Annotated in this window: 15 protein-coding genes; 1 reads left to right on the forward strand and 14 read right to left on the reverse strand. The window is 56.9% G+C overall.

Features of this window, described 5'->3' with window-relative positions:
• Window positions 1–38: 38 nt before the first annotated feature.
• The 11 genes from G438_RS0109370 to G438_RS11670 form a co-directional block, all read right to left on the reverse strand.
• Window positions 39–578: an adenine phosphoribosyltransferase gene (locus G438_RS0109370; RefSeq protein ID WP_026461092.1), complete on the reverse strand. Its 540-nt coding sequence runs from the start codon at window positions 576–578 to the stop codon at window positions 39–41.
• Window positions 575–1,675, reverse strand: a complete 1,101-nt coding sequence (gene secF, locus G438_RS0109375) for a protein translocase subunit SecF (protein ID WP_026461093.1) — start codon at window positions 1,673–1,675, stop codon at window positions 575–577. Before secF ends, G438_RS0109370 begins: the two co-directional genes overlap by 4 nt.
• On the reverse strand, window positions 1,672–3,696 hold the full coding sequence (gene secD / locus G438_RS11665) for a protein translocase subunit SecD (RefSeq protein ID WP_034285773.1): 2,025 nt from the start codon (window positions 3,694–3,696) through the stop codon (window positions 1,672–1,674). The genes secF and secD overlap by 4 nt, the downstream gene beginning before the upstream one ends.
• A gap of 38 nt (window positions 3,697–3,734) precedes the next feature.
• On the reverse strand, window positions 3,735–4,118 hold the full coding sequence (locus tag G438_RS0109385; protein WP_026461094.1) for a preprotein translocase subunit YajC: 384 nt from the start codon (window positions 4,116–4,118) through the stop codon (window positions 3,735–3,737).
• Between the two features lie 220 nt (window positions 4,119–4,338).
• Entirely contained in the window at window positions 4,339–5,349 is a 1,011-nt protein-coding gene (gene ruvB / locus G438_RS0109390; protein WP_051259499.1) for a Holliday junction branch migration DNA helicase RuvB, read from the reverse strand.
• A 7-nt stretch (window positions 5,350–5,356) separates the two neighbouring features.
• Window positions 5,357–5,962, reverse strand: a complete 606-nt coding sequence (gene ruvA / locus G438_RS0109395) for a Holliday junction branch migration protein RuvA (protein WP_026461096.1) — start codon at window positions 5,960–5,962, stop codon at window positions 5,357–5,359.
• A gap of 44 nt (window positions 5,963–6,006) precedes the next feature.
• Window positions 6,007–6,636 (reverse strand): crossover junction endodeoxyribonuclease RuvC, encoded by a 630-nt coding sequence (gene ruvC, locus G438_RS0109400; protein WP_026461097.1) that lies wholly within the window; start codon window positions 6,634–6,636, stop codon window positions 6,007–6,009.
• Window positions 6,627–7,241 (reverse strand): pyridoxal 5'-phosphate synthase glutaminase subunit PdxT, encoded by a 615-nt coding sequence (gene pdxT / locus G438_RS0109405; RefSeq protein ID WP_026461098.1) that lies wholly within the window; start codon window positions 7,239–7,241, stop codon window positions 6,627–6,629. Before pdxT ends, ruvC begins: the two co-directional genes overlap by 10 nt.
• Window positions 7,235–8,140, reverse strand: a complete 906-nt coding sequence (gene pdxS / locus G438_RS0109410; protein ID WP_026461099.1) for a pyridoxal 5'-phosphate synthase lyase subunit PdxS — start codon at window positions 8,138–8,140, stop codon at window positions 7,235–7,237. Before pdxS ends, pdxT begins: the two co-directional genes overlap by 7 nt.
• A 2-nt stretch (window positions 8,141–8,142) precedes the next feature.
• The gene (locus tag G438_RS0109415) at window positions 8,143–8,907 is read right to left on the reverse strand and encodes a YebC/PmpR family DNA-binding transcriptional regulator (RefSeq protein ID WP_026461100.1); all 765 of its coding nucleotides are present in this window, start codon (window positions 8,905–8,907) and stop codon (window positions 8,143–8,145) included.
• 50 nt (window positions 8,908–8,957) lie between these two features.
• Window positions 8,958–9,515 (reverse strand): SixA phosphatase family protein, encoded by a 558-nt coding sequence (locus tag G438_RS11670; protein ID WP_051259466.1) that lies wholly within the window; start codon window positions 9,513–9,515, stop codon window positions 8,958–8,960.
• Window positions 9,516–9,607: 92 nt separating this feature from the next.
• Between G438_RS11670 and G438_RS0109425 the strand changes: the two genes are divergently transcribed.
• Window positions 9,608–9,817 (forward strand): hypothetical protein, encoded by a 210-nt coding sequence (locus G438_RS0109425; RefSeq protein ID WP_026461101.1) that lies wholly within the window; start codon window positions 9,608–9,610, stop codon window positions 9,815–9,817.
• Window positions 9,818–9,820: 3 nt separating this feature from the next.
• Here the strand turns inward: G438_RS0109425 and G438_RS11675 are convergent, their stop codons facing one another.
• The 3 genes from G438_RS11675 to G438_RS0109440 are packed head-to-tail and all read right to left on the reverse strand — an operon-like array spanning window position 9,821 to window position 14,826.
• Entirely contained in the window at window positions 9,821–10,534 is a 714-nt protein-coding gene (locus G438_RS11675) for a histidine phosphatase family protein (protein WP_051259467.1), read from the reverse strand.
• Between the two features lie 18 nt (window positions 10,535–10,552).
• On the reverse strand, window positions 10,553–13,489 hold the full coding sequence (locus G438_RS0109435) for a bifunctional [glutamine synthetase] adenylyltransferase/[glutamine synthetase]-adenylyl-L-tyrosine phosphorylase (RefSeq protein WP_240471053.1): 2,937 nt from the start codon (window positions 13,487–13,489) through the stop codon (window positions 10,553–10,555).
• A complete protein-coding gene (locus G438_RS0109440; RefSeq protein ID WP_026461103.1) occupies window positions 13,489–14,826 on the reverse strand; it encodes a glutamine synthetase family protein in 1,338 nt (445 codons plus the stop codon). Before G438_RS0109440 ends, G438_RS0109435 begins: the two co-directional genes overlap by 1 nt.
• Window positions 14,827–14,890: the final 64 nt, after the last annotated feature.

Below are 14,890 nucleotides of genomic sequence, written 5' to 3' on the forward strand. Positions count from 1 at the left end.
CAAAGGAGCCGTTATGGTGGCTCGTTATCACGTGGGTCTTAAACGAGGAGAGCAGATTCGACGTTTTCGCCAGCGAGACGCTCGCGGCCACCCAGGCCCTCAAGTTCAAGAAGCACAGCAATACCAGCAACTTCTCCGCCCGCCTGACGAATCAGATGCGCCGATGCAGCTGCGGTACCACCGGTGGCCAGTACGTCGTCAAGGATAAGGACACGGTCACCATTACGCACCGAATCAGGCCGCAGCTCCATGCGCGCCGACCCGTATTCAAGGTCGTAGTTCACGCCAATGACCGGGCCAGGTAATTTACCTGCCTTGCGGATCGTCAGCATCCCAATACCCAGTGCCTTAGCTAGCGGCGCCGCCAAAATAAAGCCACGCGATTCCAGACCGGCAACAGCATCGATTGAGCCACGATAATGATCGGCGAGGCGGTCGATGAGTTCGGCAAAGGCCGGGCCGTTCGCAAGAAGCGGAGTGATGTCCCGAAAGAGGACACCAGGTTCAGGAAAATCCGGTATTTCGCGCAAATTGTCGGTGAGGAGGTCGCCGATTCGGCTACCAAGTTCGAGCGTCATCGTTTGTTTTTCTTCCTCTTAGGCTGTGCTTGGCGTCCAAGATGCTGGCCAGGCATACCTGGTGCAGCGGTGACGACGCCAGAACGTGTTTCTTCAGTGGTGCTGCTCGCTGCTTTGCGTGCCCGACGTGCTCGCTCAGCTGCCACCGCCTCGTCATGTTCGCGGGTGCGACCACGACGCTCCTCAATGGCAACCAACAGCGGGGAGGCGATAAATATTGACGAGTAGGTACCAGCGATCATGCCAACAAAGAGCGCCAACGAAATATCGGTCAGCGTGCCCGCACCGAGCAGCAGGGAACCAATGATGAGGATGGCACCCACTGGCAGCAAAGCGACAACGGAGGTGTTGATGGACCGGACCAGTGTTTGGTTAACTGCGAGGTTGACGAGTTCGGCATAGGTGTATCGCCGTTGGTCGTGAATATCTTTCGTGAGTTCACGCACTTTATCGAAAACCACCACCGTGTCATACAGTGAGTATCCCAAGATCGTGAGGAAACCAATGACGGTTGCTGGTGATACTTCAACGCGGACCACAGCAAAGAAGCCGATGGTGATGATGACGTCGTGCAGCAAGGCAACGAGGGCCGCCACCGACATGCTCCACGAACGGAAGTACGCCGCCATTAAAAGACCCACAAGGCCAAGGAAGATCAACAGCGACTGGATGGCTTTGTTGGTGACATCTTTACCCCACGAGGGGCCAATCGAACTGGATTGTACGTCGGTGGCACTGACACCATATGCCTGTGCCAAGGCATCACGAACAGTGGCGGTCTGTTCCGAGGTCAGTGAATCCGTTTGGACACGGATGCCATCGGCACCAACGTTGGAGACGCGGGCATTGGAGCCAAGTCCACTAGATGTCAACGCATCGTAGGCAAGTTGCTGGCTGGTGTTGCTCACCCCCACAAGGGTGAATTGGGAGCCGCCCGTGAATTCAATTGACCGGTTGACACCCAAAATAAGAGTGAGGATCAATGCAAGAAGCACGACGACACCAGTGGCACTCAGCAGTATCTTACGTTTGGGAACGACGGCATAGGATTTTTCACCGGAGTACAGTGCATTACCCCATTGGGAGAAGGACATCATGCGTTCTGCTCCTTCGTTTCTGTGTCGGCCTGGTCGCTCGCCACTTCTTGTGCGGCACGTCGGCGCTGTGCCAAGGAGCGCGTATCAGAATTGGCGGATGCTGGTGTGCTCTTGCGACGATCACGGAACTGGCCTCGTCCTGCATAGACCACTGCGGATTGGGCGCCCAGATTCTCTGGGTCAAGGCCAGAGAATTTATGTCCGCCACCGAAGAAGCGTGTGCGAATCAGCAGCTCCATCATCGGGTGGGTGAAGAGGAAGATCACGACAAGGTCAACCACCGTGGTGACGCCTAGGGTGAAGGCGAAACCTTGAACGCCACCTACGGCGAGGGCATATAGGACGCCGGCGGCAACCAGGTTGACTGCGTCGGAGATAAGGATGGTCCGTTTTGCGCGATCCCATCCTTCGCCAACGGCAACATCAAGTGGACGCCCGTCGCGAACCTCGTCGCGGATACGTTCAAAGTAGACAATGAAAGAGTCCGCTGTCACACCAACAGCGACGATCAAGCCGGCGATACCGGCAAGGGAGAGACGATAGCCCATCACCCACGACAGTAATGTAATGACAAGGTAGGTGAGGCCACCTGCCACCAGCAGGGAACCTGCCGAAATAATGGACAGGCCACGATACTGCCAGATCATGTAGAGCACAACAAGGAGCAAACCAATAAGGCCCGCCCAGATACCTTTTTCGAGGTGCTCTGAGCCGAGTGTTGCCGAAATCTGCTGTTCTGATTGGACTTCGAAGTTCAACGGCAACGAACCGAAATTCAACTGATTCGCCAATGCAGATGCTGATGCTGCGGTGAAATTGCCACTGATCTGCGCCATACCGTTAGCGATCACTTGATTCATACGTGGCGCAGTAATTACTGAGCCGTCAAGGACTGCCGCGAAATGGTTGCGGTCAGGGTAACCAAAATAGGATGCCCCTTCAGCGTCTGTGCTGTAGTAGCCATACAACCGTGTCGAAGCTTCAGCAAATAGGGTCGTACCTTCGGAGTCGAACTGAAGGTCAACGCCCCATTCGCCTGTCGGTTGGCCAGCGGAATTTGTCAGCATACCTGCCGAGGCGGAGTCCAGTAGTGCACCGGAAACGTCCACCGGGCCAAGGATGTATTTGACCTGCCCGGACACATCGCACGCCGCGTAGGGGGCATCGCTCGCCCTTTCGGTACGAGGAGCACCTGCTGTGCAGTTGAGGGTGAGGTAGTCGTACAGGACCTGCTCGGTGATCCAGGCAAGATCAGAGTTATTCGCTGGTGTTGTTGCTGGTTCGCTGGAAAGCTGACCGTCACCGTTGGTGTCTGCCGCTGCGCGAGCTTGTTCGTCGCTGAGCGCTGGGACCGTTGTCGTTTGCGGCGTCGCAGTATCCGTTGCGGCTTCAGCACTGGTGTCAGTCGTTGCCGTTTCCGTACCGCTGTCGGTTGTTGTCGCATCAGCATCCGTGTTTGTCGTCGCCTCGGTCGTTGCGGTATCTGCGGTAGCGGACGTTTCAGCTGACGATGTGGTGGCACTGTCCGTGGTTGTGCTGCTCTGGGCTGCCGCATCGGAGGTTGTTGCGGTGTCCGTGCCTGTTATTGCCTCTGTCGAGGCATTCACCTGGGTCGTCATCAGGCTTGGCCCAATTTGAAGGACCGGCCGGAAATTCATCTGCGAAGACGATCGGATCAGATCCAAGGTTTCCTGAGACGGTGTACCGGGTATCGCTACCACGATATTGTCTGTACCAAGCGAAGTGATTTCTGCTTCAGCAACACCTGAAGCGTCCACGCGGGAACGGATGATATTAATCGCCTGAGCGATGTCATCTTCGGTTACCGTGCGTGATTCGGCCTCTGTAGACACAGGGGTGAGGATCAACTGAGTTCCACCCTGGAGATCCAAGGCGAGCGAGGGTACGTAGGTTGCACCCTTGCCGGTCACGTTCCCCACGACAAGGCCCCCTACACCCAGTGCGGTGAGGAGGACCAATGTCATGAGCGAACGGAGTGGTCGACGTTTTTGTGTAGCCACGGGTCGTTCTGCTTTCGTACGTCCGCTAGGACGGGTCTTTAGTTTTTGTGTTCGTCAGTATCAGCATCGAGGCCGAGGATTTTTTCTGCGCCATCCTCGTCTTCAACTACCGCAGATGCGATTTCAGGTTCAGCAAATGGAGGGTTTCCAACTTCCCGAATCACCTGGCGATCCCAGTAGGTTTCTGTGCCGTCAGCCGTTTCTAGGACAACAACATCGCCATCCATGTCAACGAAGCGGCCCCAGAACCCGAAGGCGGTTTTCACCCACACGCCTGGTTTGAGCTCCTCTTGTAGCTGACGTTCACGTTCAGCCTGTGCCGCCATCATCTTCTTACGTTGACGGCTGGAGAAGATCATCATCACGACGAGCAAGCCACCCATCATGAGGATAAAACCGTACTGTTGGAGGAACTGATCCACGGAAAGACCCTTTCATTGCGTCATCGTGCGCGAAGGCGCACGCCTTGAAGTCTAACGTTCTTCATTACCGACATGCGGTATTAATGGCATTTCGTGCCCATTATCTCGCTTGAGACACGATACACGGGCAATCGAGAGGGCGGTCAGATGCTGCGCCAATCGGACAGTGTCACCTGCACAGGCCTATATTGGCGTCGCTTGGGATCACATCCACGTGGCCTCAATTAAATAGTGTCGCCTCCGCAGGAGGCGTCAAACCCAAATGGGTCCAAGCCGCACGCGTAGCGGCACGCCCACGGGTGGTGCGCACCAAGAATCCTTCTCGCACTAAATACGGTTCTGCCACCGTTTCGACCGTCTCAGCTTCCTCACCCACAGTGACTGCCAAGGTGGTAAGGCCAACAGGCCCTCCCCCAAACCGCATACAGATCGCCTCCAAAACTGCGCGGTCCAGACGATCTAACCCTTTGGCATCCACCTCAAACAGCGTCAACGCGCCTTTGGCCGCTTCTAGCGTGAGGCTGCCATCACCTCGTACCTGCGCATAGTCAACAACGCGTCGTAGCAGGCGGTTCGCAATACGCGGGGTGCCGCGCGACCGTGACGCAATCTCATGTGCCGCCGCCTCTCCAATATCCGCATGGAGCAGATGGGCGGAACGACGCACTACCGACTCAAGTTCAGCCGTGTCGTAAAACTCCAGGTGCGCAGTGAAACCAAAACGGTCACGTAGCGGTGCAGGCAACAGTCCTGAACGGGTCGTCGCACCCACCACTGTAAAAGGCGGCAGCGTCAAGGGTATAGATGTCGCACCAGGTCCCTTACCAACAATAATGTCAACCCTGAAGTCTTCCATCGCGAGGTACAGCATTTCTTCTGCTGTACGCGCCAGGCGGTGGATTTCGTCTATGAACAGGACGTCACCTTCTTGGAGGCCAGACAAGATAGCCGCCAGATCACCCGCATGTTGTATGGCAGGACCAGACGTCAAACGCAATGACGAACCCATTTCGGCTGCAATAATCATGGCCAACGTGGTTTTACCAAGACCAGGCGGACCAGCGAGAAGGACATGATCAGAAGGCACGCCACGGCCTCGTGCCGCATCCAAAACTAACTGAAGCTGGTCACGCACTTTCGCCTGTCCAACGAATTCAGATAACCGTTTGGGACGCAACGCAGCTTCGGCGGCACGTTCCAACTCACCAGCGTCAGGTGCAACGATACGCATCACTTCTTCAGACGCGTCCACGTTGACCTCCAAGCTTAAGTAAGGCAGCGCGCAGGAGGTCAGCCGACCCAAGGCCTTCGCCTCCGAGCGCATCAAGTGTCTGTGTGACCACCGCTTCGCTCCATCCCAACTGAATAAGGGCTGCCTTGACCTCAACCTCGACGCTACCTGAGGCTGCCTGCGTCGGTGCCGACACGGCATCAAGGTGTGCTGGCACTCCCAGTTTGTCACCAATATCCAATGCCATGCGCTGTGCAGATTTCTTTCCTACCCCTGGAATGCGTTGCAAGGTCGCCAGATCTGAATGGGCAACCGCGCGACGCAGATCGTCGGGGCTCAGTACAGTCAGTGCAGCCAAGGCGATGCGCGGACCAATGCCGCTCACAGTTTGAAGTTTTTCAAAGACAACGCGTTCATCTACCTCGGCAAAACCGTATAGGGTCATCGAATCTTCGCGTACCACCATCGAAGTATGGAGACAGACCTCGTCACCCACATGTGCCTGTTGTGCATAGGAAGGTGCAACAAGGACACGCCAACCAATACCGCCAACGAGGACAATGACTTCGTCCAAAGTCACCGCAGCAAGGGTGCCGTGAAGTTGAGCAATCATGGAATGCCTTTCAACAACAGGAACAGCCGAACATATGTACGATACTACCTTCGACGCAAACGCGGGTCGACTGCGCCTGTTCGCCGTTGCGCAGCCGCGGCTTGCGCCCACACTTGCTGCGCAGGCGTCACCGCACCACGCGTATTGACACGGCCCGATATCGACACTGAAATATGCGAATCATCCCCCGCACCTAGCAAGCCCGTACCGCGCCATGCGTGACATATTGCGATGGCGAGTGCATCAGCCGCGTCGGCGGGTTTTGGTGGGGAGGCCAAACCCAATATACGAGCTACCATATGCTGCACCTGCTGTTTATCTGCAGTGCCATTGCCTGTGACAGCCGATTTCACCTCAGACGGTGTGTGGACTGCCATGGGCAGACCCGCTCGGCCCACACAAGTCATTGCCGCACCCATGACCTGCATCGTTGTCGTGACGGACTGCAAATTGTCCTGAGCAAATACACGCTCAATAGCCACTACATCCGGTTCATACTGTCGAATCAGGCGGTCAATAGCATCGGCCACCGTACGAAGGCGAAAATGAGTAGCAAGGTCTTTGTCGCTGCGCGCTACTTCAACATGGACCAGCGTGGCACGCCGCGTGTGGTCCACATCCACGATACCCAAGCCACAACGTGTCAGACCCGGGTCAATGCCCATTACCCGCATGTGCTATTCCGTCGGACGAGGTCCACGAAATACGCATGCAGGCGGTAGTCGCCCCCCACCTCAGGATGGAAAGAGGTGGCCATCGCACACCCACTGCGAACAGCAACAATTGGCCCGTCGGCGCTATTGCCTGCCCGCGCCAAAATATCGACCTGCGGACCAACAGATTCCACCCACGGGGCACGTATGAACAGGGCGCGAAAAGGTCGCGCCTCATCCTCGTCAATACCCCGGACCTGCAGGTCCTCCTCGTAAGAGTCCACCTGGCGTCCAAAGGCGTTGCGGCGTACCACCATGTCGAGGGCGCCGAAAGAACGCTGGTCCTGGCGACCGTCGAGTATGCTGCTGGCCAGCATGATCATGCCCGCGCAGGTGCCCCAAATGGGCATGCCACCTTCGATACGCCGCGCAATGGGATCAAAAAGGTCAAAGGTGAGGAGAAGTTTCGACATGGTTGTCGACTCGCCCCCAGGAATGACCAAGGCATCCACCTGCGCCAGCTCACTGTGACGGCGCACCGAGATGGCACGGGCGCCGGATTCCTCCAGCGCCCGCATATGCTCAGCAACATCGCCTTGGAGGGCGAGAACGCCGATCGTCACCATCCGCGCTCCGCGAGGCGGTGGCTCACCGGGACGTCATCAACATTGATGCCGACCATTGCCTCACCCAAGCCTCGTGAAACCTCGGCGATGACGGCGGGGTCGTCGTAGAAAGTGGTCGCCTTGACGATGGCTGCGGCGCGCTCAGCAGGGTTGCCGGACTTGAAGATGCCTGAACCAACAAAGACACCCTCTGCGCCCAGCTGCATCATCATCGCGGCATCAGCCGGAGTGGCGATACCACCAGCGGTGAAGAGTACGACCGGAAGACGACCTTCACGGGCGACCTCTACCACCAGCTCGTAGGGAGCCTGCAGTTCCTTGGCGGCAACGTACAGTTCGTCCTCAGGCAGGGATGTCAAGCGGCGGATCTCGTCGCGAATCTTACGCATGTGGGTCGTGGCATTGGAGACGTCACCTGTGCCAGCCTCGCCCTTGGAGCGGATCATGGCCGCACCCTCGTTGATACGTCGCAAGGCTTCACCGAGGTTGGTGGCGCCACAAACGAAAGGAACGGTGAAGGCCCACTTGTCGATGTGGTGCTCGTAGTCTGCCGGGGTGAGGACCTCTGACTCGTCGATGTAGTCCACGCCGAGGGATTGAAGGACCTGTGCTTCGACAAAGTGGCCAATGCGGGCCTTAGCCATGACCGGGATGGACACGGCTTCGATGATGCCGTCGATCAGGTCCGGGTCGGACATGCGGGCCACACCGCCCTGTGCGCGGATGTCGGCGGGCACACGCTCCAGTGCCATGACAGCCACTGCACCGGCATCTTCGGCGATCTTCGCCTGTTCGGGGGTGACAACGTCCATGATGACGCCGCCTTTGAGCATCTGGGCCATGCCGCGTTTGACGCGAGGGGTGCCGATTTCTTTACCCGGAGTGTTAATTTCGGACATAATCAGTCCTCGTCTTCCTCAAAATGTGCGCGGACTTCGTCCGACATGGTCATATTGTGGTACACATTCTGGACGTCGTCAGAGTCTTCAAGAGCGTCGATCAGTTTGTATACCTTGGTGACGCCTTCCACGTCGAGTTCAACCTCAGTGGAGGCAACGAATTGCGTTTCAGCGGAGTTATAGTCTATCCCCGCTTCTTGTAAGGCTGTACGTACAGCGACAAGATCAGCGGGCTCGGTTTCAATAACAAAACCGTCACCGGTATCGACGACTTCTTCAGCACCAGCATCTAGTACTGCTTCCATCAGGCTATCTTCGTTGACGCCATCTGCGGCTGGCACTTCAATAATGCCGCGACGACTAAAGAGGTAGGCAACCGAACCTGGGTCGGCAAGAGAGCCACCCGACCGCGTAAAACCTACGCGCACATCAGCGGCAGCGCGGTTACGGTTATCGGTCAAACACTCAACCAAGAAGGCGACCCCATTGGGACCGTAACCTTCGTACATGATGGTTTCGTAATTTGCACCACCTGCGTCTTCACCAGAGCCACGTTTCACAGCGCGGTCAATATTGTCTGACGGAACCGAATTTTTCTTCGCTTTTTGGATAGCGTCGAATAGGGTCGGATTGCCAGCAGGATCGCCACCGCCGGTACGTGCCGCAACTTCGATATTTTTGATGAGGCGGGCAAAGAGTTTGCCGCGCTTGGCATCAATCGCTGCCTTCTTATGCTTGGTGGTGGCCCACTTAGAGTGTCCCGACATCAGTGCTCCCTCTTGCGGAGGTCAATAGGTGAAGTGATTACCTACCTATTTTAGCGTCCTGCCAGCCATCGCTTCACAGTGTGCGTCCAAGTCTGGGACGAGGTGACGGCTGATCCTGCGGCGGGCTCAGGTATTTCGGCCCGTCCCAAGTAGGTGGCATCACATCCGCGAGGAGCAATATCGCACCAACGACCTTCAGATTGAAGCAGTACACCGGTGGCCACCTTCACGTAACCGTCATAGCCACCAAGTAAATACGCCGTCCCCGACATCGTCGGTTCGTGCCCGACAATGAGGACCGTTTCAATGTCATCGTTGAAGCTACGAGCCAAGTGAAGGATGTCGTCTGGATCTGCCGTATACAGCCCCGAATCGTGCCACTGGTCGTCGATACTGAGATACTTGGTGACCTCTGCAAGTGTCTGGCGTGTGCGACGAGCATCTGAGGCGACGGCGATATCAATAGCGCCAACCGCTTGCTCGATTGTCACCGCAATGGCATGCGCCTGCGCAAGACCAACCGGCGTGAGTGGACGGTCATGGTCTCGCACACCAAGGCCTTGAGCGGCCTGCGCATGACGAAGCAGGATAATATTTCGCACTGTCATAGTCCCAGCATAGTGAGCCTTGTCCCATTTTGTCCGTGGCAGCGCTGTCCACCTGCCGCACCGATACACTGACGGGCGAAGGAGGCACTGCCATGGCACTTGCTCGCGAAAGCAGCGACGGTTTTTGCACTGCCCGGGACTGTAATGAACGCGCAGTGTGGCGTATTGACTGGTCCAATCCGCAATTGGCACAGCCACGCACGAAAACGTGGTTTTCCTGCGCCGCCCATGAGCAGTATTTCCGCGACTACTTTAGTTATCGTTCATTTCCCGCAACATTAACGCGTATCGAACAGCATTAATACTTATCGAGCCGAGTCATTCCACGTCACAAGGTTGCAAGCGCTTATCAGCGGCGATACTGCAACCGGATGTGGATCTTGCGTCTCACGGCAGGCACGAACGAGGTCCGCACCCAGTTCAATCACCGTGGTGCCCGTATTATCCATGAAATGCGACTGGACGTGAGTGGCGACATCGCCCTGGCACAGTGACGCAGTGAGGAAACGAATGAGAGCCCCATGCATCACTACTGCCAATACCGCATCATCATTGACGTGGCCCCTCGCAGCAGTAGGGCTGCGACGGGTCGCCTCGTCGATACCGCTGTGAAGCTCTGCGATGACGCGCGTGAGTACCTCGTAGCCATTTTCCCCACCAGGCATGCGGTATCCCCAGTCACCTTGGATCCACCGCGCAACTGTACCGTGGTACATGCGGCCATGAACAACGCCAGGGCACATCTCGGTGTCCCCTGCTCTGATTTCCCGAATGCCACAAGCAATACGCCATGGGATATCTAAACGTCGAACAAGCGGCTCAGCTGTCATCCGCGTCCTGCGCAGCGGCGACACGAGAAGAAAATCCGGTGCCGCAGCGACCTCGCGGGTCCAGCGCACCGCAAGGTCGTCTGCTTGGCGGCAGCCTTCAGCATCGAGGGGTAAGCCTGGCCAATGGGTATCCAAGGCCCCTGAAACATTTGCGGACGTCCGACCATGCCGAATAAGTACAAGTTTCATCGTCTTCTATGCCTTCACCTACGACGTCCAAAAAAGGTCATCCATCACGTCACGGCAGCGCCGTGAGGCACGTAACCACCGCTGTTCAATGTCTTTTTCTGCGCCTGCCTCCATACCAAGAATGCGGGCTAAGGGCACTAAATCCCGCACCTCGCTGGGCAACACATCAAGTTTCACACCGCTGCTTCGGCCACTTGCAAGAACATTACCCGCACGGATACGAGTAGCCAAATACCACGCATCACGCAGGATCTCGTACTGCGTGATGTCAATCAGCGACAGGGTCATCATGGCTTTAAGTGCCTGAGGCGTCGAAGTGAGGCGCAATGATTCGTACACATGCGCATATCGCATCTGCAGGAGTTGGACCACCCACTCCACGTCGCTCAGGCCACCTGGGCCAAGTTTGACGTGCCGTTTCGGATCAATGCCACGTGGTAAACGCTCAGCCTCCATACGGGCTTTCAAAAGACGTATATCTTTCAGGTCTGCCTCTGAGCACTGACGCTGGTAACGCTGGACATTCACCACGTCAAAGAAGGCATCTAGAATGTCAGATTCTCCGGCCACAGGTCGCGCACGCAGCAGTGCCTGACGTTCCCACGCGCTGGCCCACCGGTCGTAATACTCACGGTAGGAATCAACCGACCGACTCATCACACCAGAACGGCCTTCGGGCCGCAGATCCACGTCAACCGCCACCGGCAGGCCAACACCGGATGCACCTAAGAGCGTGCGTATTGTGCCAAGTATTCGCGTGGCACAGGCAGTGGCTTCCTCGTCCGTGGCACCTTCCGCAACACGATGCACCGCGAGTATATCCGCATCGGATGCGTAAGAACTTTCCTTACCCCCATAGCGCCCCATGGCCACGAGTGCCACATGCGCGCTCAGTCGGCCGTTGGCCACCTTTTCTTCACGTTGAGCAATGGCAAGTGCAGCTTCTAACGCCACGTCGGTGGCCTCGGCAATCGAATACCTCAGCGGATCGATCCCCTCCAGCGCATCAGCGAGTGCGCTGCGCGTCATCTCTCGCGTTCGTACCGCCCGTATGCGGGCGGCAGCGGATTGCGCATCGACGTGGCGACTGACCAACGCATGCATTTCTCCGCGAAGCTTGTCAATATCGCGCGGCGCAAGCAGCTCATCATCGTCAAGCATCTCAACGGCTTCAGGCATATTGTGCAGAGCTTGGGCGATCCATCGCGCATTGGGCAACAGTTGGCATAGGCGCCACGCAGCTACCCCGGAGTCACGGAGCAACGCAAGGTACCAGTGAGAATCGCCAATCGTTTCCGACAGGGAACGGAAATTCAACAAACCCAAATCCGGGTCAGCCCCGTCAGCCAGCCACGAAATAAAAACCGGCAGCAGATGACGCTGTATGGTTGCGCGCCGCGTCGTCCCCTTCGTTAAGGCCGTGATATGAGCCAAGGCTCCTTCGGTGTCGACGTAGCCAATCGCCGCCAAACGGTCCTTCGCTGCACCTCGGTCCAGTACCGCCTCGTCAGGCGACATACGTGCAATGGCAGCAACGATAGGACGGTAGAAAATATCTTCATGCAGACGCCGAACGCGCTGTCGCACACCGTTCAACTCGTCTGTTATTGCCTGAGCGCTGACCATATTGAGGCTACGTGCCATAGCACGCAGATCAGCCTCACTTGTTGGCAGCAGGTGGGTGCGACGCATCCGAGGTAGCTGTGCGCGATGTTCCACTGCACGCAAAAAGCGGTAGTAGTTACCGAGTTCCGCAGCGTCAGAACGCGCGATATAGCCGCCATCACTCAGACGCCCGATGGCACTTATCGTGTCTGGGACACGTAATGACTCGTCGGTGCGGCCGTGTACCAGTTGGAGGAGCTGCACACTGAACTCCACGTCGCGCAAGCCGCCGCGCCCCAATTTGAGTTCACGCTGTTGGTCACGTTGCGCAATATTTTGCTCAACCCGCAGTCGCATTGCTCGCGTATCGTCAACGAAACCGGGCCGCCCCGCAGCGCTCCACACATAAGGTGCCGCAATGCGTTGAAACTCTTGTCCAAGCTCCCTGTCACCTGCACAGGGGCGCGCTTTCAGCAAGGCTTGGAATTCCCAGGTTTGTGCCCATTTATCCCAGTACTGTCGGTAGGAATCCAGAGTGCGCACAAGTGCACCATTACGGCCTTCGGGACGCAGATTGGGATCAACGGTCCACAAAGGTGGCTCTTGACCTGCACCTGAACAGGTTTGGGCGGTCAGGGCTGCCAGCCTCGTCGCGACCTCAAGGACGTGTTGTTCGTCCTTTTCCCCATTGCTCGCCGCGACGTACATCACATCCACATCCGAGATGTAATTCAATTCGCGTGCACCGGTTTTACCCATGGCAATAATTGCCAGACGCACATGCCCTTCAGGGTCAATATCACGCCTAGCCAATGCCAATGCTGCCTCAAGGGCGCTGTCAGCAAGATCTGATAGGCGTCTGGTGATATCGGGCAGTATCGCGCACGGGTCGTCAGCAGTGAGGTCATCAGCAACAATGTCGATTAATACCTTCCTGTAGGCCCGTCGAACATCATCACTGGTATATCCCGGTGCCGCCACGGGCATTGTTGTTGCAGCAGTGATACCAACAGCCGATAACAGCACATCCCGTGCAGGCGCCGGTTCGGTCCACACGTGCGTACAGCGCGCTGGTTTCGCAATGAGGTAATCGCCCCACCAGCGGGAGGCACCCAGGACCTTGACGAGGCGGTGGCGGCGCCGCATCGCCTGTGTGGACAGTGAGGCGACAAGATCAGGGGCAGCCTCGGCAAGTCGGCATAATTGGAGCAGCGCCAGTTCGCTGTCGGCGCTACGTCCGCACAGCTGTGCCCACGCTGCGCTGCCACCCGGGAGGGTGTCGAAGGAGGCCAGGGCTTCCTCCGGTGCAGCAAAGCCCCATGCCCGAAGGTCCTTCTTTGACACCGACATCAGTACATCCGGATGAATTGTGCGATTTCCTGTGCGGTGATTTGTTCACGGTAGGCACGCCATTCGCGTTCCTTGTCCCGTAGGACGTGGGCGAACATCTCTTCACCGAGGGTAGCTGCAACCAGTTCAGAACTGCGCATGACGCGCACCGCGTCGTGAAGGGAGTGTGGTAGTGGTTCAATTCCAAGCACATGTCGTTCACGGTCTGACAGTGCCCACACATTGTCTTCTGCTTCGGGCATCAACTCGAGCCGCCGCTCGATACCATCTAATCCTGCAGCTAACAACAACGACAATGCCAGGTAGGGATTCGCCGCTGGGTCAAGTGCCCGGTACTCAATCCGTGACGCATTGCGTTTATTTGGCTTATACAAGGGGACACGCACCAACACCGTGGAATTATTGTGACCCCAGCACACAAATGATGGGGCTTCTCCCCTACCTGCCCACAAACGCTTGTAGGAGTTGACGTGCTGATTGGTCACAGCCGCGATAGACGAGGCGTGGGCCAGTAATCCGGCAATAAAGTGTCGGCCAGTGGCGGAGAGTTGGTGTTGACCAGCCGGATCGTAGAAGGCATTGTGGTCACCTTCAAAGAGGGAAATATGCGTGTGCATCCCTGAACCTTGGTGGTCAATGAAAGGCTTAGGCATGAATGTGGCGACCATGTCTTCTTCGAGAGCCACCTCTTCAATAATGACCCGAGCGGTCATAATATTATCTGCCGCTGCAAGGGCATCAACCGCACGCAGATCAATTTCGTTTTGGCCGGGCCCATCTTCATGGTGGCTAAATTCCACCGAGATACCGGTGTCTTCTAAGGCACGCACGAGTTTTCGGCGGAAATCATTGTCGGTGCCTCGCGCGACGTGATCAAAGTAGCGTCCGTCATCAATGGGGACCAGGCGGGTCGGATTGACTGGTTTTGACAGAAGATAGAATTCAATCTCTGGGTGCACCATCGCTGTGAAGCCCATATCACGGGCTTTTTCTAGTGTCCGTTCCAATGTGGCGCGTGGGTCCGACAAAGACGGCGATCCATCCGGTGTATGGACATCGCAGAACATTCGGCCAACAGGTTCATGGCCGCCGCGTGAGGGGAGGATTTGGAAGGTGGAGGCATCGGGGCGTAGCAGCATATCCGATTCGTGGACGCGCGTGAGCCCCTCGATGGCGGAACCGTCAAAACCGATCCCTTCACCGAAGGCGTCCTCCAGTTCCCCCGGATCCATAGCAACGGACTTGAGTTGACCGGCAACATCGGTAAACCATAGGCGGATAAAACGTATCCCCTTGTCAGCTACCTCTCGCAGTACTCGCTCTTGTTGACGGTCCATACTCGCTCCATCGCTATTTCAGACAGTGTGAGTGCACCGGCCTTTCGACAAGGCCGGTGCACTA

This window comes from Schaalia suimastitidis DSM 15538 (genome assembly GCF_000429105.1).
Taxonomy (GTDB): Bacteria; Actinomycetota; Actinomycetes; order Actinomycetales; family Actinomycetaceae; genus Pauljensenia; species Pauljensenia suimastitidis.